The organism is Pedobacter heparinus DSM 2366 (assembly GCF_000023825.1).
Classification (GTDB): domain Bacteria; phylum Bacteroidota; class Bacteroidia; order Sphingobacteriales; family Sphingobacteriaceae; genus Pedobacter; species Pedobacter heparinus.
On the sequence record NC_013061.1, the window covers coordinates 985644 to 1010134 of the forward strand.

Consider the following 24491-nt stretch of genomic DNA (forward strand, 5'->3'; position numbering starts at 1 on the left):
ATAGTTAACAAAAATTTAATGAGCTTTTTATTAACACACAGGAAATCTTTATCATAATTAATTTTTAACAAAGCCTTAACATCATGACCTTACTTTTGTGATATAAATATTTGGTTAGTATTTATAAAGTTTAGGTTTAGTTGATACAAAAAAGCCACGATGGATGTCGTGGCTTTTTTGTTTAAAAATTCTTTCCGATCTTCTCCAGCATTTCGGCTGGGATATTCTGCATATCAACTACCAGAAAGCCATCCAGGCAATCGGAAAACTTAGGGTCTATATTGAAGCAAATAATCTTGGCATTCAGGTTCATGTACTGCCTTAACAGTACGGGAATTTTGATGTGAGAGTTTTCAATATCAGAGATCAGGCTGTCAAGATCTTTTAAAGATTCACTGCTTTCAATCAGCAGGTCCTTATCAATGGCGGACAGGTCGGCCTTAAATTTGTTCTTTGGTTTTACGTAATGGGCCAGTTCGTAATCAAAGTGGTTTTTAGTGATATAATCAACGATCAGCGATTTAGAGAACTTGGAAAAGTTGTTGCTGATGCTAACCGGCCCGAACATGTACCGGTATTGGGGGTTATCCAGCAGGTACTTTAAAATGCCTTTCCACAATAAGAACAAGGGAAGTGGCTTTTGCTGGTATTCTTTACGGATCCAGGAGCGTCCGAGTTCAATGCCTTTTCTTAGCAAGGGATAAAAAGGCTCTTTAATTTTAAAAAGCTCAGAAAGATAAAAACCTCTTCTGCCCATGGTGTTTAGGATCTCATCTCCTTTACCAATGCGGTAAGCCCCAACAATATTCTGCAGCTCTTTGTCCCATATAAATAAATGGTGGTAATAGATATCGTAATTGTCGAGATCTATTTTTTTATTGGTACCCTCACCAACCTCCCTGAAGGTGATTTCCCTGAGGCGGCCAATTTCCCTTAAAACGTTAGGTATGGCTACTGTAGGTGCAATATATACCTCATAATTTTTTTCCTGCCATACCCTGAAACCTTCCAGCTCTTCAATTTCGTTAACAATTAAGTTACGGTCTGTTTCCTCAATAATAGGCTCTGGTTTTTTCTTGATTTTAAACAGGTTGATGGGGTTGAACAGTTTTTTTTCTTCTTCCAGTCCGGTACCCAATGCATAAGTACGCGCACGTAAAAAATCGAGCAGCTTATTCGTATTTTTATGGTAAGAGATGTCTTCTATATTTATAGGTTTGCCAATTCTGACCTTTATTTTAAGTCCCTGTTTGTTTAAAAATTCAGAAGGTAGTTTTGCTGTTCTTAAGGTGGGGTGTATAAAACTTAATATATTAAACAATACCCCATTGTTGCCATGAAAATAGATGGGTATTACAGGCACTTTTGCCCGGGCAATCAGTTTACCCACTACAGGATGCCATAACCTGTCGGTAATTTCCTGTTTATCCAGGCTAAAAGTAGAAACTTCGCCTGCGGGGAAGATGCCAATGGGTGTGCCACTCTGTAACAGGTCGAACGTTGCTTTTAACCCGCTGATGCTGGAAGTGTGCTGCACGTTTTCGAAGGGATTGACCGCAACAAAGAACTCACTTAGATTGGGGATCTTTTTTAGAATGAAGTTGACCATAACCTTGGCTTCTGGTCTGACTGTACAAAGTAGTTTTACTAAAGCAAGTCCCTCAACACCACCATAAGGGTGGTTGGCAATGGCTATAAAGCCCCCGGTTTTTGGTATATTTTTAAGGTCATCTTCATCAAAATCGATACTTACACCAATAGTTTCTAATATTTTGTCGACAAATTCAAGTCCGTTAAAATGTTCATTCTGAGAAAAAACTTTGTTGATGTCGTTTAATTTCATCATCTCCATGAGCAGAGCTGCCAAGCCTGGTACACCTAATTTATCTATCTTTGTGGCTTTTGCAAACTCTTTGGTAGTTATGATCTTCATTTAAATTTTGATTAATGAATCGTAAAGCAATTTCAAAAATAAGATTTATATTTTTAAAGATCATGACAAGCTAAAAATAACCTGGAAATAACAGTATAAAATGCCGGAAGCTGTGGAGGGTGTTAAATTATCTGGTTAGATTAGCTATAGTTAATCAGGTTGCAAAGATGATGAAATGGCTAAACCTTTACTTTGATTTTACAAGACGGGAATTTAATGGGCTGATGGTGTTGGTATCGCTTATTTTTCTGGTGATGCTGTGGCCATACACTTATGGATGGATAAGGGGGGAGGAAACCTTTACTGAGGAGGAACAGCTGGCTGTACTGAAACTTTTGGCAGCCGAGAAAGAAAAGCCGGCGTACAAGGGCTATGACAAGAAATATTTTAGATACCCGGCAAAAAAGAAACACAGTCTGTTTGTTTTTGATCCGAATACCATTGGGCAGGCCGGTTGGGAAAAGTTTGGCCTGTCGCCTGGACAGGCCAGGGCAATTTTAAAATACAGGGATAAGGGTGGGAAGTTCAGGAAAGTAGAAGATCTGCAAAAAATGTATACCATAAATGATGCTTTATATGCAAAACTGATTCCTTATGTAAAGATTGTAGCCGCGGAAGTACCTGATCATCCGGGAAAATTTAATTTAAAAACTAAGTTTGTAAAACCTGATATTGTTGTGGAGATAAACGGGGCCGATACTATTGAACTGGATAAAATAAAAGGGATTGGGATGAGCTTTGCCAACCGGATTGTGAAATACCGGGAGCGCCTGGGTGGATTTTATAAAAAGGAACAGCTGATGGAGGTATTTGGTCTGGATTCTGTAAAGTATGAGGAGATTAAAGGGCAGATAAAGGTTGATGCCGGCAGGGTTAAAAAAATAAATGTCAATGCAGCCCTGTTTGACGATTTCAAAAACCATCCTTATATAAGGTATAAACAGGTGAATGCACTGATACAATATAGAAAACAACATGGAAATTATAGTAATATTGCAGATTTATATAAAGTTCTCATTATGAACCAGGAAACAATAAACCGTTTGGCACCTTATCTTGAATTCTAACCATGATCGAAACAAAAATAAAATCCACTGTACGGGATGTGATCGATTTTCCGAAACCTGGAATCGTTTTTAAGGACATTACCCCGATATTAAAGGATCCGGCTTTGTGTATAAACATTACAAGGGAACTGGCGGAACAGCTTAAGGGGATTGAAATAGATGTGGTTGCCGGTATTGAAAGCCGGGGTTTCTTGTTTGGGCCTGCGCTGGCGCAGCTGTTAAATGTGCCTTTTGTGCCGATACGTAAAGTGGGAAAGCTGCCTTATAAAACCGTGCAGCAATCTTACGACCTGGAATACGGCAAGGCAACGATTGAGGTTCATGAAGATGCCCTGTTGAAAGGGCAAAAAGTGTTGATCCATGATGATCTGCTGGCTACCGGGGGCACTGTTGTGGCGGCATCTAAACTGATCATGCAGCTGGGAGCAGAAGTGACCGGTTATTCTTTTATCATCGCGCTTGACTTTTTAAAGGGAAGGCTGCGGCTGGAGCCTTATACCAAGCAGATCTTTTCGCTGGCTTCCTATTAAAAACTTCCCTTTCCACTTTTGTGCAGTGTCAGCTGTTACTAACCGCCGGGAAAAAAATAATAAAAATCTTTTTTGGCTGTAATTATTTTGTCTAAAATAACAGGGTAAGGTTAATGGACTAAATACCATTTCGTTCTATCTTTTAGCGAATTTTTGACTGGTGATGCTCTGGTTTTATTTGTTTATAATTGCCTGGATTCAAACAATAAGATATGTTAGAAATGATGGATGGTTCTGTAGGATACAACTTTAGTATCTCAGAAAATCAGGAGATGATCAGGGGCATGGTAAAAGATTTTGCCGAAAAAAATATCAGACCAAAACTGATGGAATGGGACGAAGCACAATATTTTCCTGTTGAAGTTTTTAAAAAGCTTGGTGAACTTGGACTGATGGGTGTATTGGTTCCGGAAAGCTACGGCGGTTCGGGGTTCGGCTACCAGGAATATGTAGATGTTATTGTAGAGGTAGCAAAAGTTTGTGGTTCCATAGGTTTATCTGTAGCCGCACATAATTCTTTGTGCACAGGTCATATCCTGGCTTTTGCCAATGAGCAGCAAAAACAAAAATGGTTGCCTAAGCTGGCAACTGCAGAATGGATAGGGGCCTGGGGATTAACAGAAGCAAATACCGGATCGGATGCTTTAAGGATGATGACTACTGCCGTATCTGATGGTGATGAATATGTAATTAATGGCGCTAAAAACTGGATTACGCATGGTAAAACAGGTGATGTGGCTGTGGTAATGGTCCGTACCGGTGAAAAAGGTGATTCAAAAGGAATTTCTGCTATTGTTGTAGAACGTGGTACACCTGGTTTTTCGGCAGGTAAAAAAGAGAATAAACTTGGCATGAGAGCCTCAGAAACGACGGAAATGATATTTGACAATTGCAGGGTTCCGGCAGCAAATCTTTTGGGGAAAGTTGGTGAAGGCTTTAAACAGGCGATGAAAGTATTGGATGGTGGCAGGATTTCGATAGCTGCATTGTCTTTAGGTATTGCCAAAGGTGCCTATGAGGCTGCAGTTGCATACGCAAAAGAACGTCATCAGTTTGGACAGCCTATAGCCAGTTTTCAGGGGATTAGCTTTAAGCTGGCAGATATGGCCACTGAGATTGAGGCTGCGGAGCTGTTGATCAGACAGGCGGCCGATTTAAAGAACAGAGGACTGCAGATGACGAAGGAATCGGCAATGGCTAAATATTTCGCCTCGGAAGTTGCCGTAAGATGCGCTACTGAAGCAGTTCAGATTTTTGGGGGCTATGGGTATACCAAAGATTTTCCTGTTGAGAAGTTTTATCGCGACAGCAAATTGTGCACAATAGGAGAGGGAACCTCAGAGATTCAGAAAATTGTAATTGCACGGGAAGTACTGAAAGACTAGTATTCCATTTGCATTATGCTGATTCGTATAAAAAGGGTACATCCGGCTATTTTACACGCCGGATTTATCCTTTTTTATTTTACTGAAATGATGCTGTCGACCACAAAGGGGCTATATCCTCTCCAGGGTAAGCTGCTTACATATTCTTTATAATGCAGTTCGAATACTTTTCCGCTGTTTAACATCATTTTTTCGGCAACGGCCTTATCTGCAACAGAAAATTCAAACTCATTGGACTGGATGGCTCCAGGTTGTCCGGTGCGGAATCCACTTTGGATAAGCTTGCCTTCATAAGTTTTAAACATATAGCCTTTTTTTACTACATAATTGAGTTGACCGGCTTTTACGCCTTCTCCAAATACAAAATAGTACCGGTAATACAGAAAGCCTGCTAAGATCAGGAAAACTATGCCGAGTACAATGAACAGTGTTTTTTTAGATTTCATAGCTAAACAAATTGACGTTTTATAAAGATATATAAATAATATAGTTATAAGATGATGGATGGTTATTAATTAAAATGAATTTATTGTTTTGATTATCGTATAAAAGCTTTATCTTTGCAGTCCTAAAAACAACGAGAGGAGGTATTTTACGTTATGATCATTATTAATATTAAAGACGGCGAATCATTAGATAAGGCGTTAAAACGTTTCAAAAAGAAATTTGAAAAAACAGGGGTGTTAAGAGAATTACGTAGCCGCCAAGCTTATGAGAAAAAATCTGTAGCACGTCGTACACAGGTGAAACACGCCATTTACAAGCAAAACATGCAACTTGAAGGAACGATCTAGTTCTGAATGGTTTATATAATATTAAAAGGCCGCCGGATTTAGGTGGCTTTTTTTTTACTTTAAAAAAACGCTTATTAAATTATTGTTTTGTATATTCACTTAACGAGCATTACTAAGCGTTTCTATGACTGTTGAGCATTTTCTGACCTACCTTCAGCACGAGAAGAGATATTCTTCACATACCATCCAGTCTTATCAAACAGATCTGCTACAGTTTACTGATTTTATGCAGCAAACTTTTGAACTGCCCTTAACTGAGGTGAAGTATGTGCATATAAGAAATTTTATTGTTGCACTGATGGAAGATGAAATTTCTGAGAATTCTGTGGGCCGGAAGCTATCTGCCCTACGCAGTTTTTATAAGTATCTGTTGCGCGAAAATGTATTGTCCTCAAATCCAATGGCGCTTGTTAAGGCACCAAAGGTACCTAAGAGATTACCTGTATTTGTGGATGAAGGTAAACTTGACCTGCTGCTGGATTCAGAAGAATTTTTTGATGGTAGCTTTCCTTCACTGCGCGATAAAACGGTTATAGAAACTTTATTTGGTACCGGGATCCGTTTGGCCGAACTGCTCTCGTTAAAGGAAACAGATATTAATTTTTATGAATCTACGATCAGAGTGATGGGGAAAAGAAGTAAAGAGAGGATCGTTCCAATAGGTAAAACGCTTAGGGAACAGTTCAGGGTTTACATGGAACTTAAAACATTACAAAATTTTGATAACAAAACGACCATGTTATTCGTTACTGATAAAGGAGCTGCTGCTTACCCTAAACTGATATACAGAACTGTGCAGCGTTATTTGACTTATGTTTCGACACAAGATAAAAAAAGTCCCCACGTGTTGCGCCATTCTTATGCCACTAGTTTATTGAACAGAGGGGCCGATTTGAATGCCATTAAAGAATTATTGGGACATGCAAGCTTAGCGGCAACGCAGGTTTATACGCACAATTCAGTAGAAAGATTAAAAACAATATATAAACAGGCCCATCCAAAGGCGTAAAAAAGGAGGAAAATATGAAAATTACAGTTCAATCGATCCATTTCAATGCAGACCAGAAGTTATTAGATTTTATTCAGAAAAAAGTGGATAAGTTAGATCAGTTCTTTGATCAGATTATCAGTGGTGAAGTGTATTTAAAATTAGAGAACGTAGAAGATGAGGCCAATAAGATCAGTGAGATCAAACTGATTGTTCCTGGGGGTACGATGTTTGCGAAAGAGCAGTGTAAGTCGTTCGAAGAAGCGACGGATTTGGCGATAGAATCCTTGAGAAAACAAATAACCAAACATAAAGATAAGACAAGAATTAAGCTGAGTGAGCACAAGGTGCTTTTGAATGAGAATGAAGTGTCTGATTATTAGATACATATTTTCAAGCTTTTTAATATGAAACTGGCAGATTTACTTCTGCCAGTTTTTTTTTGAAAATAATTTTGTGTAGTATATAAATTCTTGTAGATTTGCATTCCATTTCAGAGAGGGCGTTGCCCTGGTAAGAAAAAGGGAATGTTCTGTGAAAGATTAATATTGTAGAATACATTGCTTAAATTGACGCAGTGGATAATATAAGCCTCCTTAGCTCAGCTGGTAGAGCAACTGACTTGTAATCAGTAGGTCATTGGTTCGATCCCGATAGGAGGCTCTTTTAATATAGTATAGGAATATGCGATAATTAAAAGGGGGAGATACCAGAGTGGCCAAATGGGACAGACTGTAACTCTGTTGTCGCAAGACTTCGAAGGTTCGAATCCTTCTCTCCCCACAATAAAGAAGCGGAAGTAGCTCAGTTGGTAGAGCGATAGCCTTCCAAGCTATAGGTCGCGAGTTCGAACCTCGTCTTCCGCTCAAAATGGAAAAAGCTGGGCAGATTGCAGCGAAGAATAAAAAGCCGAAGTAGCTCAGCGGTAGAGCACTTCCTTGGTAAGGAAGAGGTCGTGGGTTCAAGTCCCATCTTTGGCTCAAAAAAAAGAGATGCTTTGTGAATCTGTTTATAGACAGCAGCTGAACAAGGTTTTTCGTGTTGAAATAGTATCAAAACAAATAATAAATAAAAAGTTAACCTACTAATAAGTATAAAAACATGGCAAAAGAAAAGTTTGACCGCAGCAAGCCGCACTTAAACATCGGCACAATCGGTCACGTTGACCACGGTAAAACAACCTTAACAGCAGCTATCACTAAAGTGTTATCTGATGCTGGTTTATCTGAGGCGCGTTCATTTGATTCTATTGACTCTGCTCCAGAGGAAAAAGAAAGAGGTATCACCATTAATACAGCACACGTTGAATATTCAACGGCTAACCGTCACTATGCACACGTTGACTGTCCAGGTCACGCGGATTATGTGAAAAACATGGTTACTGGTGCTGCGCAAATGGATGGAGCTATCATCGTTGTAGCGGCTACAGATGGTCCGATGCCACAAACTCGCGAGCACATCCTTTTGGCTCGTCAGGTAGGTGTACCTTCATTGGTTGTATTCATGAACAAAGTGGATATGGTTGATGATCCTGAGTTACTAGAATTAGTAGAGATGGAAATTCGTGAATTGTTATCTTTCTATGAATTCCCTGGTGATGATATTCCTGTTATTCAAGGTTCGGCTCTAGGTGGCTTGAACGGAGATCCAAAATGGGTTGCTAAAATCATGGAATTAATGGACGCTGTAGATAGCTATATTCCAATTCCTCCGCGTTTGACAGACCTTCCATTCTTAATGCCTGTTGAGGACGTATTCTCGATCACTGGTCGTGGTACTGTTGCAACTGGTCGTATTGAGCGCGGTGTAATCAACTCTGGAGATCCTGTTGAGATCCTGGGTATGGGTGCTGAAAATCTTAAATCAACTGTAACAGGTGTTGAGATGTTCCGTAAGATCCTTGATTATGGTGAGGCTGGTGATAACGTAGGTTTATTATTACGTGGTATTGAGAAAACTGATATCCGTCGTGGTATGGTTATCTGTAAACCAGGTTCGGTAAATCCGCACACTGATTTCAAAGCTGAGATCTATGTATTGTCGAAAGCAGAAGGTGGACGTCACACTCCATTCTTTAATAAATACCGTCCGCAATTCTATTTCCGTACTACAGACGTAACTGGTGAGATTTCACTTGCTGAAGGAACTGAAATGGTTATGCCAGGTGATAACGTTACGATCACTGTTAAATTGATCAACGCTATTGCAATGGAAAAAGGTCTGCGTTTCGCTATCCGTGAGGGTGGTAGAACAGTAGGTGCCGGTCAGGTAACTGAAATTTTGAAATAGTCAATATCTCCTTAGGGAAATAGAGATGATAAAGCAAAGTACTTGGGCTTTGATTGCCTGAGTACTTTGTTCTAAAAAAAGTTCTGATTCTTAAAATAAGAATTTAATACACACGGGAATAGTTCAATGGTAGAATAGAGGTCTCCAAAACCTTTGATCAGGGTTCGAATCCTTGTTCCCGTGCAAAAAAATAATTATGGCTAAAGTAGTTCAATTTATTAAAGAATCATACGAGGAAATGACCCAGAAGGTTACCTGGCCTACATGGGGAGAATTGCAAAATTCTGCAGTGCTGGTTTTGGTAGCTTCGTTAATCATTGCATGTGTTGTATTTGCAATGGATAAAGGGTCTACTTTTGTGTTGGATACTTTTTATAAATCACTTTCTAATTAATATAGCTAGATGGACGGTCAGTTGAAATGGTATGTAGTTAGAGCTGTTAGCGGTAAAGAGAAGAAAGTAAAACAGTATATAGATTCTGAAATCAGTCGTTTAGGTTTTTCTCATCTGGTACCTCAGGTACTGATACCGATGGAAAAATACTATCAGATGAAGGACGGGAAAAAGATTGCCAAAGAGCGCAACTTTTATCCGGGTTATGTTTTGATAGAAGCTATTTTAGATGGAGAATTGGAACACATTATTAAGAATATTAATAGTGTGATTGGCTTTTTAGGGGATAAGGGCGGAAATCCGGTTCCTATGCGCCAGGCGGAAGTTAACCGTATTTTAGGTAAAGTTGATGAGATGAGCCAGCAAGGTGAAACCATGAATGTTGCTTATTATGTTGGAGAGAACGTTAAGGTTATGGATGGACCATTTAATGGTTTTACCGGCGTTATTGAAGAGGTTAATGAAGAGAAGAAAAAATTAAAAGTTATGGTTAAGATTTTTGGAAGGAAAACTCCGCTGGAACTTAACTATATGCAGGTAGAAAAAGAATAAAGACCTTAAATGTTACATGCTTCCAACATTATAACATTGAGTATTACTATTAACAAAACAGAAAATGGCAAAAGAAGTCAGTGCGCTTGTTAAATTACAGATCAAGGGTGGAGCTGCAAATCCATCGCCGCCGGTAGGACCTGCATTGGGTGCTAAAGGGGTGAATATCATGGAGTTTTGCAAACAGTTCAATGCTCGTACCCAAGATAAGCCCGGTAAAGTATTACCAGTTGTAATTACTGTTTATGCTGACAAGTCTTTCGAATTTATCATCAAAACCCCTCCGGTTGCTATCCAGTTAAAGGATGCTACTAAATTACAGAGTGGTTCTGCTGAGCCCAACCGTAAGAAAGTTGGTTCGGTGACTTGGGATCAGGTTAAGTCAATTGCTGAAGATAAAATGACTGATTTAAATGCATTTACTATCGAATCGGCAATGAGTATGGTTGCCGGTACAGCACGCAGTATGGGAATCACCGTTAGCGGTGATGCACCTTGGACAAATTAATTAACAAAAAACAGTTTACAACAGTGGCTAAATTAACAAAAAATCAAAAAAAGGCACATGCTAAACTAGAATCTGGTAAAACGTATTCTTTAAAGGATGCGGCTGCTTTGGTAAAAGAGATTACTACAACTAAATTTGATGCATCGGTTGATATCGATGTAGCTTTAGGTGTAGATCCGCGTAAAGCGAATCAAATGGTTCGTGGTATCGCTACTTTACCGCACGGTACAGGTAAAACTGTACGTGTATTAGTTCTTTGTACTCCTGATAAGGAAGAAGAGGCTAAAGCAGCAGGTGCAGATTTTGTAGGTTTAGACGAATATGTAGCTAAGATTGAAGGTGGATGGACTGATGTTGACATTATTATCACTACTCCTGCTTGTATGGCAAAAGTAGGGAAACTGGGCCGAGTTTTGGGTCCACGTAACCTTATGCCAAACCCAAAATCAGGTACTGTAACCAATGAAGTTGGTAAAGCAGTTACTGATGTAAAAGGCGGTAAGATTGATTTTAAAGTTGACAAAAGTGGTATTATACACGCTTCAGTAGGAAAAGTATCATTCCCGGCAGAAAAAATATATGAAAATGCATTAGAAGTACTTCAGGTAATTTCTAAGCTAAAACCATCTGCTGCAAAAGGAACTTATTTTAAGAGCATTCATGTTTCTTCAACTATGAGTCCTGGGATTGCAATCGAAACTAAATCAGTAGCGGGGATCTAATTATGAACAGAGAAGAAAAACACGAATTAGTTTCTGCGCTTCAAGTGAAGATGCAGGAGTTTGGCAATTTTTATATTGCTGATACATCGAGCTTATCTGTTGAGAAAGTAAACAGTATCCGTCGTAAATGTTTTGAAAGCGGGATTGAAATGCAGGTTGCAAAAAATACTTTGATCAGAAAAGCGATTGAAGGATTGGAAGGCGATGCATCAGAGATTTTCGTGGCACTTAAAGGTCAGTCAGCCTTATTATTCTCAACAGTAGGCAATGGTCCGGCTAAGCTGATCAAAGCGTTGAGGAAAGGTTCTGATAAACCTGTGCTTAAAGCAGCTTATATCGATTCGACAGTATTTATCGGTGACAACCAGTTAGATACTTTAGTAAGCCTGAAATCAAGAGAAGAGCTTATTGGAGATATCATTGGATTACTACAGTCGCCAGCTAAAAACGTTATATCGGCATTACAGTCTGGTGGTAGCAAAATTGCAGGAATTGTTAAAACTCTTCAAGAGAGAGAAGGTTAAGGACACCTTAAAAGTTCATATTAAATAATTATTTTTACGTAAATTTTTAAAAATCTATAAAAATGGCAGATTTAAAAGCGTTTGCTGAGCAATTGGTAAACTTAACAGTTAAAGAAGTTAACGAATTAGCTCAAATCTTAAAAGACGAGTATGGTATTGAACCAGCTGCTGCTGCAGTTGCTGTTGCAGGTCCTGCTGGTGATGCTGCTCCTGCAGCTGAAGAAAAATCTACTTTCGATGTAATTTTGAAAGAAGCTGGTGGTCAGAAGTTAGCAGTTGTTAAATTGGTAAAAGACCTAACTGGTTTAGGTTTAAAAGAAGCTAAAGATTTAGTTGATGGTGCACCAAAAGAATTAAAAGCTGGTGTTGCTAAAGACGAAGCTGAAGCTTTGAAAAAACAATTAGAAGAAGCTGGAGCAGTAGTTGAAATTAAGTAATAGCTTAATTTTAATATAACTTAAACATAGACTCCGACTATATAGTCGGAGTCTATACCTGTTTATAAACATTTCATTTAGTTTGATTGATGAGATGCATTTAACGGCAAATCAAACAAATAGTTTATTCTTAAAGTAAATTAACTTTAGTCCATTGGCAAATAAAGTCGACCAAAGAGTAAATTTTGCACGTAGTAAGCATATTATAGATTACCCGGATTTTCTAGATGTGCAGTTGCAATCATTCAGAGAATTTTTTCAGATAGAAACCACTTCGGATAACCGTCATACAGAGGGTTTATTTAAGGTATTTGCTGAAAATTTTCCAATCACAGATTCCAGAAACATCTTTGTTTTGGAATTCCTTGATTATTTTATTGACCCGCCGCGTTATGATATACCTGAGTGTATTGACCGTGGGTTAACTTATAGTGTTCCGTTGAAAGCTAAATTAAAGCTTTCGTGTAATGATGCTGAGCACGAAGATTTTGAAACCATTATTCAGGATGTGTATTTAGGGACCATACCTTATATGACCCCAAAAGGTACATTTGTGATTAACGGAGCAGAGCGTGTAATTGTTTCACAATTGCACAGGTCGCCAGGTGTGTTCTTCGGCCAAAGCCGCCACACAAATGGAACTAAATTGTACTCAGCCCGTGTAATTCCTTTTAAGGGTTCATGGATCGAGTTTGCTACAGACGTAAACAACGTGATGTATGCTTACATTGATCGTAAGAAAAAGTTCCCGGTTACCACCTTATTGCGTGCTATTGGTTACGATTCTGATAAGGACATTTTGGAGCTGTTCGATCTTGCCGATGAGGTAAAGGTCAGCAAATCCGGCTTGAAAAAATATATCGGGCGTAAGCTTGCAGCAAGAGTATTGAGGAAGTGGGTAGAGGATTTTGTAGATGAAGATACTGGTGAGGTAGTTTCAATAGATCGTAATGAAGTGATCTTAGACAGGGATACTGTATTGGAAGACGACCACATTGATATGATCATTGATGCTGGTGTGAAGACGATCATCTTATCTAAGGATGATGGTGCTAGCCAGGCTGATTATACCATTATATATAATACTTTACAAAAGGATACATCTAACTCTGAAAAAGAGGCTGTTGAAAACATCTATCGTGCTTTGCGTAATGCAGAACCACCTGATGAGGAAACTGCAAGAGGTATCATTGAGCGTTTGTTCTTTTCGGATAAACGTTATGACTTGGGTGATGTGGGCAGGTACCGCATTAACCGTAAGTTGAAAATGGATACTCCCGATCATGTAAAAGTTTTAACGAAGGCTGATATCATTGCCATTGTTAAGTACCTGATCAAACTGATCAACTCTAAAGAAGAGGTGGATGATATTGATCACTTGTCGAACCGTCGTGTTCGTACAGTAGGTGAGCAATTGTACGCTCAGTTTGGTGTTGGTCTGGCACGTATGGCAAGAACCATCCGTGAGCGTATGAACATCCGAGATAACGAGGTATTTACACCAACTGATCTGATCAATGCCCGTACTTTATCATCGGTGATCAATTCATTTTTTGGTACAAACCAGTTGTCACAGTTCATGGACCAGACGAATCCTTTGGCAGAGATTACGCACAAACGTCGTTTGTCGGCCTTAGGCCCAGGTGGTCTGTCGCGTGAGCGTGCAGGTTTCGAGGTACGTGACGTTCACTATACGCACTATGGCCGTTTGTGTACAATTGAAACGCCAGAGGGACCAAACATTGGTTTGATTTCTTCTTTGTGTGTTCATGCGAAGATCAATAATTTAGGTTTCATTGAAACTCCTTATAAGAAAGTAGAGAACGGTATTGTTTCGGTTGATGAACCGGTGATTTACTTATCTGCTGAGGATGAAGATGGTAAAACCATTGCGCAGGCAAATGCAGCTTATGATGATAAAGGTAATTTCACCACTTCACGTGTAAAAGCACGTTATGAAGGTGACTTCCCGGTTATTGAACCAGAGAAACTGGACTTAATGGACGTGGCGCCGAATCAGATTACTTCAATTGCAGCTTCCTTGATTCCTTTCCTTGAGCATGATGATGCGAACAGGGCCTTGATGGGATCGAACATGCAACGTCAGGCCGTACCATTGTTACGTCCTGAGGCTCCTATCGTTGGTACAGGTTTGGAAGGTCGGGTAGCCCGCGATTCAAGAACGCTGATTAACGCTGAGGGTGACGGTGTGGTGGAATACGTTGATGCAAATGAGATCACCATTAAATATGTGCGTAATGACAGTGATCGTTTAGTTTCTTTTGAAGGTGACAGTAAAACCTATAAGTTAATCAAATTCAAAAAAACCAATCAGAATACCTGTATCAATTTAAAGCCAATTGTTAAAAAAGGCCAGAAGGTTGTAAAAGGACAGGTGTTGTGTGAAGGTTATGCTACTGAAAATGGTGAGTTGGCATTGGGAAGAAACTTAAAAGTTGCTTTCATGCCTTGGCAGGGATATAACTTTGAGGATGCGATTGTAATCAGTGAGCGTATTGTCCGTGAAGATATCTTTACTTCTTTACACATCGAAGAGTTTGAGCTGGAAGTACGCGATACCAAACGTGGGGAAGAGGAATTGACTCCAGATATTCCTAACGTTTCTGAGGAAGCAACTAAGGATCTTGACGAGAACGGTATCATCCGTATCGGTGCTGAAGTGAAAGAAGGTGATATCCTTATTGGCAAGATTACCCCTAAGGGAGAATCTGATCCTTCACCGGAAGAGAAGTTGTTGCGTGCTATATTTGGAGATAAGGCAGGAGATGTTAAAGATGCATCTTTGAAAACCCCTCCATCTATCAGGGGTGTGGTAATTGATACCAAATTGTTCTCAAGAGCTAAGAAAACTACTAAAGCAGAAGAAAAATCTGCAATAGAAAAACTAGATAAGAAATATGATCTGGCTGTTTTAAACCTTAAGAATGAGCTTGTAGATAAATTGTTCCAGATTGTGAACGGTAAAACGTCGCAGGGGGTATACAATGTTTATAAAGAGCTATTGTTCCCTAAAGGTGCGAAATTTACGCAGAAAAGCTTATCAGACCTTGAATACGCACACATCAATCCATACAAATGGACTACTGATGACGACAAGAATGAGCAGATCAAAATGTTGTTGCACAACTACGGTATTCGTGTAAACGAGGAGCTGGGTGCTTACAAACGTGATAAATTTGCCATTAGTGTTGGTGATGAACTTCCATCTGGTATTGTACAGATGGCCAAGGTTTATGTTGCCAAGAAACGTAAGTTAAAAGTAGGGGATAAGATGGCCGGACGTCACGGTAACAAGGGTATTGTAGCCCGTATTGTTCGTGATGAAGATATGCCATTCCTTGAAGACGGAACACCTGTTGATATTGTGTTGAACCCACTGGGTGTACCTTCACGTATGAACTTAGGTCAGATCTATGAAACTGTACTGGCATGGGCAGGTAAAGAATTGGGTGTAAAATTTGCTACTCCGATTTTTGATGGTGCCAAACATGACGAAGTAGAGGATTGGATCGCTAAGGCAGGAGTACCTGCTTCGGGCAGAACTTATTTACATAATGGTTTAACGGGTGAGAAATTTGACCAGCCAACAACTGTAGGTATCATCTACATGTTGAAATTGGGGCACATGGTTGATGATAAGATGCACGCCCGTTCAATCGGACCATACTCATTGATTACACAGCAGCCATTGGGTGGTAAAGCCCAGTTTGGTGGTCAGCGTTTTGGTGAGATGGAGGTTTGGGCATTGGAAGCATTTGGTGCGGCCAATATCCTGCAAGAGATCTTAACCGTTAAGTCGGATGATGTGATCGGAAGGGCCAAAACCTATGAAGCGATTGTAAAAGGCGAGAACCTTCCTACTCCAGGTGTACCGGAATCATTTAATGTATTGGTACATGAGTTACGTGGATTAGGTTTAGATATTACGTTAGACTAAGTATTTAGTATGAAGTAGTTGGTATTTAGAAATAGGCATTTAGCTGATCTAACTACTAACTACTAACTACTGGCTGCTAAAACAAAAGAGCTATGTCTTACAAAAAGGATAATAAATTAAAAAGCAATTTCACCTCGATTACCATTAGTTTGGCATCACCGGAAGCTATCTTAGAGCGTTCAAGTGGTGAGGTGTTGAAACCTGAGACTATTAATTACCGTACTTACAAACCTGAACGTGATGGTTTGTTTTGTGAGCGTATTTTTGGTCCGGTAAAAGATTACGAATGTCATTGCGGTAAATATAAACGTATTCGTTATAAGGGTATTGTTTGTGACCGTTGTGGTGTTGAGGTAACGGAAAAGAAAGTACGTAGAGAACGTATGGGACACATCAATCTGGTGGTTCCTGTTGCGCATATCTGGTACTTCCGTTCATTACCAAATAAAATCGGATACTTATTAGGCTTGCCAACAAAAAGACTGGATCTGATCATTTACTACGAGCGTTACGTGGTAATCCAGCCTGGTTTCATGGCAGAGGAAGGTATTCAGTATATGGATTTCTTAACTGAAGAGGAGTACCTGGATATTCTGGATAAGTTACCTAAAGAAAACCAATATCTGGATGATAAGGATCCCAATAAGTTCATCGCTAAAATGGGCGCTGAAGCATTAGAGGATTTATTAAAACGCATTGATTTAGATAGTTTATCGTACAATCTTCGTCACCAGGCTGCAAACGAAACTTCTCAGCAACGTAAAAATGAAGCTTTAAAACGCTTACAGGTTGTTGAGGCTTTCCGTGGTTCAAAAACGCGGATCGAGAATAACCCTGAGTGGATGATCATCAAGATCGTTCCGGTTATTCCACCGGAATTGCGTCCATTGGTACCATTGGAAGGTGGTCGTTTCGCGACGTCGGATTTGAATGATCTATACCGTCGTGTGATCATCCGGAACAATCGTTTGAAGCGTTTGATCGAGATCAAGGCTCCGGAAGTTATTTTACGTAACGAGAAACGTATGTTACAGGAAGCTGTAGATTCGTTATTCGATAATTCACGTAAGGTTAATGCGGTAAAAACTGAAGGTAACCGTGCTTTGAAGTCCCTGTCAGATATTTTGAAAGGTAAACAAGGTCGTTTCCGTCAGAACTTATTGGGTAAACGTGTGGATTATTCGGCCCGTTCGGTAATTGTTGTAGGTCCTAACCTTAAATTACACGAATGTGGTTTGCCTAAAGATATGGCAGCTGAGCTGTTCAAACCATTTATCATCCGTAAGATGATAGAAAGGGGTATTGTTAAAACAGTGAAATCTGCAAAGAAAATAGTAGACAGAAAAGATCCTTTAGTTTGGGATATTCTGGAAAACGTTTTAAAAGGACACCCTGTATTGCTTAACCGTGCTCCTACTTTGCACAGGCTAGGTATCCAGTCTTTCCAGCCTAAACTGGTTGAAGGTAAGGCGATCCAGTTACACCCATTAGTGTGTACAGCTTTTAATGCGGATTTTGACGGTGACCAGATGGCGGTACACTTACCATTGGGACATGCCGCAATTTTAGAAGCACAGGTATTGATGCTTGCTGCACACAATATCCTGAACCCTGCAAACGGTACACCGATTACTGTACCTTCCCAGGATATGGTTTTGGGGCTTTATTACATTACCAAGGGCCGCAGAACTGATGCATCCCGTATTGTTAAAGGACAGGATTTCTCTTTCTATTCTCCGGAAGAGGTAATCATTGCTTATAATGAAAAGCGTGTTGATCTTCATGCATTTATCAAAGTTAAGGTAAATGTGAAACTGGAAGATGGCACGATTGCAAATAAACTGATTGAAACTACTGTAGGACGTGTATTGTTTAACCAGATGGTACCGGAAGAAGTAGGCTATATCAATGAATTGCTAACGAAAAAATCTTTAAGGGATATTATCGGTGAGGTAGTTAAGATTACCGGTATGGCACGTGCATCAAGATTCCTTGATGATATTAAGGAACTAGGTTTCCAAATGGCATTCAGAGGTGGTTTATCATTTAACTTACAGGACGTAAATATCCCTGTAGAGAAACAGGCTTTATTGGAGCAAGCTTCTGCAGAAGTTGATGAGGTAAGGAATAACTATAACATGGGATTCATTACCAATAACGAACGTTACAATCAGATTATTGACATCTGGACACGTATCAACAATCGTTTAACCTCATTCGTGATGAACCAGTTATCGAGCGACAATCAAGGTTTCAACTCGGTATATATGATGTTGGATTCAGGGGCTCGTGGTTCGAAAGAACAGATTCGTCAGCTATGCGGTATGCGTGGTTTGATGGCTAAGCCCCAAAAATCAGGTTCAGGTGGTGAAATTATCGAAAACCCAATCTTATCTAACTTTAAAGAAGGATTGTCAGTATTGGAATACTTTATTTCTACCCACGGTGCGCGTAAAGGTTTAGCTGATACCGCTTTAAAAACTGCCGATGCTGGTTACTTAACACGTCGTTTACATGATGTAGCCCAGGATATGATCGTTAATTCTGAGGATTGCGGTACATTGAGGGGTATGTATACTACTGCATTGAAAGATAATGAAGACATTGTAGAACCATTATATGACAGAATTTTAGGTCGTATTTCTCTACATGATGTATTCAATCCTTTAGATGGAAAATTATTAGTTGGTGCAGGACAGGATGTAACTGAGGAAATTGCGAAAGAAATTGAAGAATCGCCGTTGGAAGGTATTGAGATTCGTTCGGTACTGACCTGCGAAAACCAAAGGGGAGTTTGTGCACTGTGCTACGGGCGTAACCTTGCAACTGGTAAACGTGTTCAGAAAGGTGAAGCTGTAGGTGTAATTGCTGCACAGTCGATCGGTGAGCCAGGTACGCAGTTAACCTTACGTACTTTCCACGTTGGGGGTACTGCATCTAACATTGCTGCGGAATCTCAGATTATTGCCAAGTTTGATGGTATCATCGAATTTGAGAACGTTCGTACGGTAGCTACTAAAACTGAAGAAGGCGATACACAAATTGTACTTGGCCGTTCAGGTGAGTTTAAAATTGTTGAGCCGGGAACAGGTAAAGTGATTATGACCAATAATATTCCTTATGGTTCGTTCTTGTACGTTGAGGATGGAGCAAAAATCGCCAAAGGTGACAGGATTTGTTCATGGGATCCATACAATGCGGTTATTATCTCGGAATTTGCTGGTAAGATTGAATTTGATGCCATTGTTGAAGGGGTAACCTTCCGTGAGGAATCAGATGAGCAAACTGGTCACCGTGAAAAAGTAATTATCGATACCCGTGATAAAACGAAGAACCCTTCTGTAAGAGTTGTAGATAAAAAAGGTGAACTGATCAGAGGATATAACATTCCTGTTGGTGCACACATTGCGATTGATGAAGGTGAGATGGTTCAAACCGGTCAGATTTTAGTTAAGATACCTCGTGCAACCGGAAAAACAAGGGATATTACAGGTGGTTTACCGCGTGTAACAGAATTGTTCGAAGCACGTAACCCATCTAATCCAGCTGTAGTAACAGAGATTGATGGTGTGGTAACTTTGGGCGGTGTGAAGCGTGGTAATCGTGAGATGACTATTGAATCTAAAGATGGAGAGGTTAAAAAATACCTGGTTCCATTGTCTAAACATATCCTGGTACAGGATAATGACTTTGTTAAAGCAGGCATGCCTTTATCAGATGGTTCAATTTCTCCTGCTGATATCCTGGCCATTAAAGGTCCGGCAGCTGTACAGGAATACTTAGTAAATGGTATTCAGGAAGTTTACCGTTTACAGGGTGTGAAGATTAACGATAAACACTTTGAGGTAATTGTACACCAGATGATGCAGAAAGTTCATATCGAAGATCCGGGAGATACCAGTTTCTTAGAGAATAACTCTGTTGACCGTTGGGACTTTATGGTTGAGAATGATGAGATCTACGACAAAAAAGTTGTGGTTGAGGCTGGTGATTCCAATACTGTAAAACCTGGTCAGATCATTTCATTACGTAAATTAAGAGATGAAAATTCTCAATTGAAACGTAAAGATCTGAAACAAATAGAGGTTCGTGATGCAAGACCTGCAACTGCGAGTTCTATGCTGCAAGGTATTACACGTGCTTCATTAGGTACTAAATCATTTATCTCTGCTGCATCGTTCCAGGAAACTACAAAAGTGCTAAACGAAGCTGCAATTGCCGGTAAACGTGATAACATGCTTGGATTGAAAGAAAACGTAATTGTTGGACACTTGATTCCTTCAGGTACTGGTGTACGTGGATATGAGCGTATTATTGTAGGTTCTCAGGAAGAATACGATAAATTATTAGCTTCAAAACAAGAAGAAATAGAAGCTTAATTATCAAATACATTTTTCTAAATCCCCCGGCTTTAAAAGCCGGGGGATTTTTTTTGAAACCCAATACTAAAATTTTATCTAAGTTTGCTTTATGGAAGAACAAAATAACGACAATCAACTGAATATTGAGCTTTCTGAGGAAATCGCAGAAGGTATATTCTCTAATCTGGCTATCATTACACACTCTAATACAGAGTTTGTACTTGATTTTATCAGGGTAATGCCTGGTGTACCCAAGGCCAGGGTAAAATCAAGGATTATACTTACACCGGAGCATGCGAAACGGCTGGTAGCAGCGATGCAGGACAATATTGAAAAATATGAAGCAGTAAATGGAAGGATAAAAACGCAGGAAGAGCCCCCAGGTTTTCCAATGAATTTTGGTGGGCCCACTGCCCAGGCTTAATTTTTATTTTCTATGATATATTTGATGACAGCAGCACCCTGTCCGGGTTGAAACCAGGCAGTGCTGTCATCTCTTCTAAACCAGGTGAGCTGTCGTTTAGCAAACCGGCGTGTATTTTGTTTGATATGGTCTATAGCTTGCTGTAAAGTGATTTCACCATCCAGGTAGGAGAACAGTTCAGTATAACCAACTGTGTGGAGTGCATTATATTTTCTGTACGGCAGTAAACTTTTCACTTCATCCAGGAGACCCATTTCCATCATCTGATCTACACGTTGGTTGATCCGCTGATAAAGTTCGGGACGCTGCATATTCAAACCGATCTTTATGATGTTAAAAGGTCTGACTTTTTTACTGTTGGTGAGATGGGCAGATAGTTTTGTCCCTGTTGACAGGTAAAACTCCAGGCCCCTGATGATACGCTGGGGGTTTGACTGGTCGACTTTCTGATAGTATTCAGGATCGGCTTCGCTCAGCATTTTTTTTATAGATTCCAGGCCTTCTGCTGCCAATTGCTGGTTCAGTTGTTCCCTGATGTTGAGGTCGGTTTCAGGCAAATCATCCAGTCCTTTACATACGGCATCAATATAAAGACCAGAGCCTCCTACCATGATCAACAAATCATGTTCTTTAAATAACTGACTGATGAGCTCAATTGCCTGTACCTCAAAATCACCAGTACTGAAAAAGGTTTTTATACTATGGGAATTGATAAAATGATGGGGTGCTGCACTAAGTTCTTCGGCTGAAGGTTTAGCTGTGCCAATTTCCATCTCTTTAAAAAATTGTCTCGAATCGGCCGATATAATTTCAGTGGAAAAATGCCTGGCCAGGGAAATGGCCAGCGCAGTTTTTCCTATTCCTGTAGGGCCAACAATTACAATTAATGTTTTATTTTGTGCCATCGCTGGCATTAATAATCCTCTTCTTTGTATTCTTCGTCTTCGTAATTGTCATTTTCGGAGAATTCATCGCTATCATCAGCTTCTTCATCGGTATCATCATCAGCTTTTTCTTCTGCATTGATACCTCTCCCGCCCATTGCTTCAAGTTCTTCAGTATCTTCCGGTACAAAATCCATTTCGTTAAGGAAATCAAACTCTGTAGACACCGGGTTTGCCGATACTGCAATAGCACCAGTATTATTTTTGTCGATTATTTTAGGTGCTTCACCTGTACTTTTTACTAAAAAAGGATATTCGATATTCGGATCTGTTTCCAAGATGATCTTAATCAGTTCTACATGGAAATCAAAGGGGCGATCGAAATTATAGATATAATAGAATTTCTGATGAGGATCTTCAATAAATTTATTCAATTTAGAGTTTTCCATTAATGCAACGCCCCTATCTATTTTGCGTTGAACCGGCAGATAGGCAATCTCATCACCTTTTATCCAATTGTCTGTACTTACAAAGAATGAAGAAGATTTTTCAGCGGAATATCCGGTTGAACGATGAACTGCCTTGTGTAAATCTTCAAATGTTTGGGTTGATTTGATATCTATTTCCCTTACTACTTCATCGAAATCTTCGAAACTTATTCTAAATCTATAAATTGCCATTTGAGCCTCTTTTCTAGGTATAAAATTAAAAAATAAAATATACTTTATACAATTGTGTTAACGCTTTATTGGATGAAGTCCGAACTCTTTAGCTTTTTCGAGCATAAACTGTAATGCGTTATCATACGTATTGGTTATTTCGCCTTCAAGAATCGCTTCTCTGATGGCATTTTTGATTAAGCCCACTTCCTTTCCTGCGCTTAACCCGAATGTCTCCATAATATCATTGCCTGAAATAGGAGGCTGCCAGTTCCTGATCTTGTCGCGTTCTTCTACATCCCTGAGTTTTTGTTTAACCAGTTCAAAATTATTACGGTATTTTTTTACCTTATATTCATTCTTTGTAGTTACATCAGCATTGCAGAGCAGCATGAGGCTTTCAATATCTTCTCCGGCATCAAATAATAATCTTCTTACTGCCGAATCTGTTACCACTTCCTGGGCCAGGACAATGGGACGGAGGTGGAGTTGTACCAGCTTCTGCACAAACTTCATTTTTTCATTAAGTGGTAGTTTAAGCTGTGCAAAAATTTTTGGGACCATCCTTGCGCCTTTGTCCTCGTGACCATGGAAGGTCCAGCCATGGCCTTCTTCAAAGCGTTTGGTAGCAGGTTTAGCAATATCATGTAAAATTGCTGCCCAACGGAGCCAGAGGTCTGAAGTGGTTCCACAAATGTTATCCAGCACCTGTAAGGTATGATAGAAATTATCTTTATGTCCTTTTCCGTTAATGATATCAACGCCATAAAGGTTGGCCATTTGAGGGAAAACCAGTTGCAAAAGTCCGGTGTCAAATAGATACTTAAAACCAATGGATGGGACTTCAGATAAAATTATCTTATTCAGTTCGTCGGTAATCCGTTCTTTGGATACGATGCCAATGCGTTCTTTTTGTTTTTTAATGGCATTTATTGCTGCAGCATCTATGGTAAAATTGAGTTGGGTAGCAAACCTGATTGCGCGCATCATGCGCAGGGGATCATCAGAAAAAGTAAGCTCAGGATCTAAGGGTGTCCTGATCAGCTTATTGTTCAGGTCGGCTATTCCATTAAATGGGTCAACCAGTTGCCCGTAATTTTCCTTGTTCAAGGATATGGCAAGCGCGTTAATGGTAAAGTCCCTTCTCAGCTGATCGTCCTCAATTGTTCCATTTTCAACAATTGGTTTGCGGGAATCGGAGCGGTAAGATTCTTTTCTGGCACCCACAAACTCTATTTCCAGATCCTGATATTTTAACATGGCAGTGCCAAAATTTTTAAAAACCGCTACTTTACTCTGAAGCTGTTTACCAACAAGCTCGGCAAATTCAATACCATTTCCCAGCACAACAATATCAATGTCCTTAGACGGCCTGTTCAGAAAAATATCCCTTACATACCCGCCAACAATATAAGCCTCGATGTGATGCATGTCGGCTATACGGGCAAGAGATTTAAAAACAGGGTGTTGTAAATGTTGTTCCATTGATGAGTTTACAAAAGTAGTAAAACTTACCTTCTAATAAAGGAAAATTGCCCGCCGGGAGCCAATTTCATAATAGTTGATGGTTTTTTACTGATTTTTAGCTCCTGTTCCCAATCAATCACATAATCCACAGCTACTTTTATTTCTTCACTGATTTCGTCAAAAAAGCCTGGAGTTGCTGCACCTGATACATTGGCAGAAGTAGAGGTGATGGGTTTTCGAAAACGCTGGATAAGTTGCTGACAGAATTCATGTCTGGCAATTCTGATCCCAACGCTGCCGTCGGCATTGATTACATTTTTTGCCAGGTTTTTTGCGCCTGGAAATACCAAGGTAAGCGGGTTTTCTGCATACTCGATAAGGTCATAAGCTACATCAGGTACTTCAGTAACATAACTTTGGATTTTAGCGTCAGTATCTAAAAGTACAATAAAACTCTTATCCTCCGCACGGCCTTTAATTGCATTTATTTTTGCAGCAGCCTGTTCATTTGTGGCATCACAGCCCAGGCCCCATACGGTATCGGTGGGATAAAGTATAACGCCTCCATCCTTTAAAACAGCAAGTGCTTTTTCAATTTCTGTTCTTAGCATAAGG

Annotated in this window: 22 protein-coding genes and 5 tRNA genes; 21 read left to right on the forward strand and 6 right to left on the reverse strand. The window is 39.7% G+C overall.

All coding sequences use genetic code 11. The features are described from left to right. Positions 1-181: 181 nt before the first annotated feature. The gene (locus PHEP_RS04175) at positions 182-1933 is read right to left on the reverse strand and encodes a lysophospholipid acyltransferase family protein (RefSeq protein ID WP_012781002.1); all 1752 of its coding nucleotides are present in this window, start codon (positions 1931-1933) and stop codon (positions 182-184) included. 167 nt (positions 1934-2100) lie between these two features. Here PHEP_RS04175 and PHEP_RS04180 point away from each other — a divergent pair, with 167 nt between their 5' ends. From PHEP_RS04180 to PHEP_RS04190, 3 genes are all read left to right on the forward strand, one after another. Then, the gene (locus PHEP_RS04180) at positions 2101-3000 is read left to right on the forward strand and encodes a ComEA family DNA-binding protein (RefSeq protein WP_012781003.1); all 900 of its coding nucleotides are present in this window, start codon (positions 2101-2103) and stop codon (positions 2998-3000) included. Positions 3001-3002: 2 nt separating this feature from the next. Next, positions 3003-3530, forward strand: coding sequence for an adenine phosphoribosyltransferase (locus tag PHEP_RS04185; protein WP_012781004.1), 528 nt, complete (start codon positions 3003-3005; stop codon positions 3528-3530). 212 nt (positions 3531-3742) lie between these two features. After that, positions 3743-4915, forward strand: a complete 1173-nt coding sequence (locus PHEP_RS04190) for an acyl-CoA dehydrogenase family protein (protein WP_012781005.1) — start codon at positions 3743-3745, stop codon at positions 4913-4915. Between the two features lie 74 nt (positions 4916-4989). Here the strand turns inward: PHEP_RS04190 and PHEP_RS04195 are convergent, their stop codons facing one another. Beyond that, a complete protein-coding gene (locus PHEP_RS04195) occupies positions 4990-5361 on the reverse strand; it encodes a hypothetical protein (RefSeq protein WP_012781006.1) in 372 nt (123 codons plus the stop codon). Between the two features lie 153 nt (positions 5362-5514). Between PHEP_RS04195 and rpsU the strand changes: the two genes are divergently transcribed. From rpsU to PHEP_RS04285, 18 genes are all read left to right on the forward strand, one after another. After that, entirely contained in the window at positions 5515-5709 is a 195-nt protein-coding gene (rpsU, locus tag PHEP_RS04200) for a 30S ribosomal protein S21 (protein ID WP_012781007.1), read from the forward strand. 124 nt (positions 5710-5833) lie between these two features. Next, positions 5834-6718, forward strand: coding sequence for a tyrosine-type recombinase/integrase (locus tag PHEP_RS04205; protein ID WP_012781008.1), 885 nt, complete (start codon positions 5834-5836; stop codon positions 6716-6718). Between the two features lie 14 nt (positions 6719-6732). Continuing rightward, positions 6733-7080, forward strand: a complete 348-nt coding sequence (gene hpf, locus PHEP_RS04210) for a ribosome hibernation-promoting factor, HPF/YfiA family (protein WP_012781009.1) — start codon at positions 6733-6735, stop codon at positions 7078-7080. Between the two features lie 207 nt (positions 7081-7287). Beyond that, a tRNA-Thr gene (locus PHEP_RS04215) sits at positions 7288-7360 on the forward strand. 37 nt (positions 7361-7397) lie between these two features. Beyond that, positions 7398-7480: transfer RNA gene (locus tag PHEP_RS04220), tRNA-Tyr, on the forward strand. Positions 7481-7490: 10 nt separating this feature from the next. Then, positions 7491-7563 (forward strand) — tRNA-Gly (locus tag PHEP_RS04225). A 42-nt stretch (positions 7564-7605) separates the two neighbouring features. Next, a tRNA-Thr gene (locus tag PHEP_RS04230) sits at positions 7606-7677 on the forward strand. Between the two features lie 121 nt (positions 7678-7798). Beyond that, positions 7799-8986: an elongation factor Tu gene (gene tuf, locus PHEP_RS04235; protein WP_012781010.1), complete on the forward strand. Its 1188-nt coding sequence runs from the start codon at positions 7799-7801 to the stop codon at positions 8984-8986. A 112-nt stretch (positions 8987-9098) separates the two neighbouring features. After that, a tRNA-Trp gene (locus tag PHEP_RS04240) sits at positions 9099-9169 on the forward strand. A 13-nt stretch (positions 9170-9182) separates the two neighbouring features. Beyond that, complete coding sequence (gene secE / locus PHEP_RS04245) at positions 9183-9380, forward strand: preprotein translocase subunit SecE (protein ID WP_012781011.1); 198 nt, start codon at positions 9183-9185, stop codon at positions 9378-9380. 9 nt (positions 9381-9389) lie between these two features. Then, positions 9390-9932, forward strand: coding sequence for a transcription termination/antitermination protein NusG (gene nusG / locus PHEP_RS04250; RefSeq protein WP_012781012.1), 543 nt, complete (start codon positions 9390-9392; stop codon positions 9930-9932). Positions 9933-9996: 64 nt separating this feature from the next. Next, positions 9997-10440, forward strand: coding sequence for a 50S ribosomal protein L11 (gene rplK / locus PHEP_RS04255; RefSeq protein WP_008243137.1), 444 nt, complete (start codon positions 9997-9999; stop codon positions 10438-10440). A 23-nt stretch (positions 10441-10463) separates the two neighbouring features. Beyond that, a complete protein-coding gene (gene rplA / locus PHEP_RS04260) occupies positions 10464-11162 on the forward strand; it encodes a 50S ribosomal protein L1 (protein WP_012781013.1) in 699 nt (232 codons plus the stop codon). Between the two features lie 2 nt (positions 11163-11164). Then, on the forward strand, positions 11165-11686 hold the full coding sequence (rplJ, locus tag PHEP_RS04265) for a 50S ribosomal protein L10 (RefSeq protein WP_012781014.1): 522 nt from the start codon (positions 11165-11167) through the stop codon (positions 11684-11686). A 62-nt stretch (positions 11687-11748) separates the two neighbouring features. Continuing rightward, positions 11749-12123, forward strand: a complete 375-nt coding sequence (rplL, locus tag PHEP_RS04270) for a 50S ribosomal protein L7/L12 (RefSeq protein WP_008243131.1) — start codon at positions 11749-11751, stop codon at positions 12121-12123. A 154-nt stretch (positions 12124-12277) separates the two neighbouring features. After that, positions 12278-16081, forward strand: coding sequence for a DNA-directed RNA polymerase subunit beta (gene rpoB, locus PHEP_RS04275; RefSeq protein WP_012781015.1), 3804 nt, complete (start codon positions 12278-12280; stop codon positions 16079-16081). 92 nt (positions 16082-16173) lie between these two features. Continuing rightward, the gene (rpoC, locus tag PHEP_RS04280; protein ID WP_012781016.1) at positions 16174-20460 is read left to right on the forward strand and encodes a DNA-directed RNA polymerase subunit beta'; all 4287 of its coding nucleotides are present in this window, start codon (positions 16174-16176) and stop codon (positions 20458-20460) included. A 91-nt stretch (positions 20461-20551) separates the two neighbouring features. Continuing rightward, entirely contained in the window at positions 20552-20866 is a 315-nt protein-coding gene (locus tag PHEP_RS04285) for a DUF3467 domain-containing protein (protein ID WP_012781017.1), read from the forward strand. Here PHEP_RS04285 and miaA read toward each other — a convergent pair. The 4 genes from miaA to PHEP_RS04305 are packed head-to-tail and all read right to left on the reverse strand — an operon-like array spanning position 20863 to position 24487. Beyond that, positions 20863-21780, reverse strand: coding sequence for a tRNA (adenosine(37)-N6)-dimethylallyltransferase MiaA (gene miaA, locus PHEP_RS04290; protein WP_012781018.1), 918 nt, complete (start codon positions 21778-21780; stop codon positions 20863-20865). The two genes, PHEP_RS04285 and miaA, sit on opposite strands and share 4 nt — an antisense overlap. Then, the gene (locus PHEP_RS04295) at positions 21780-22430 is read right to left on the reverse strand and encodes an IS1096 element passenger TnpR family protein (protein WP_012781019.1); all 651 of its coding nucleotides are present in this window, start codon (positions 22428-22430) and stop codon (positions 21780-21782) included. The genes miaA and PHEP_RS04295 overlap by 1 nt, the downstream gene beginning before the upstream one ends. Positions 22431-22487: 57 nt before the next feature. After that, a complete protein-coding gene (locus tag PHEP_RS04300) occupies positions 22488-23894 on the reverse strand; it encodes a CCA tRNA nucleotidyltransferase (protein WP_012781020.1) in 1407 nt (468 codons plus the stop codon). A 26-nt stretch (positions 23895-23920) separates the two neighbouring features. Next, the gene (locus PHEP_RS04305) at positions 23921-24487 is read right to left on the reverse strand and encodes an L-threonylcarbamoyladenylate synthase (RefSeq protein ID WP_012781021.1); all 567 of its coding nucleotides are present in this window, start codon (positions 24485-24487) and stop codon (positions 23921-23923) included. Positions 24488-24491 lie beyond the last annotated feature (4 nt).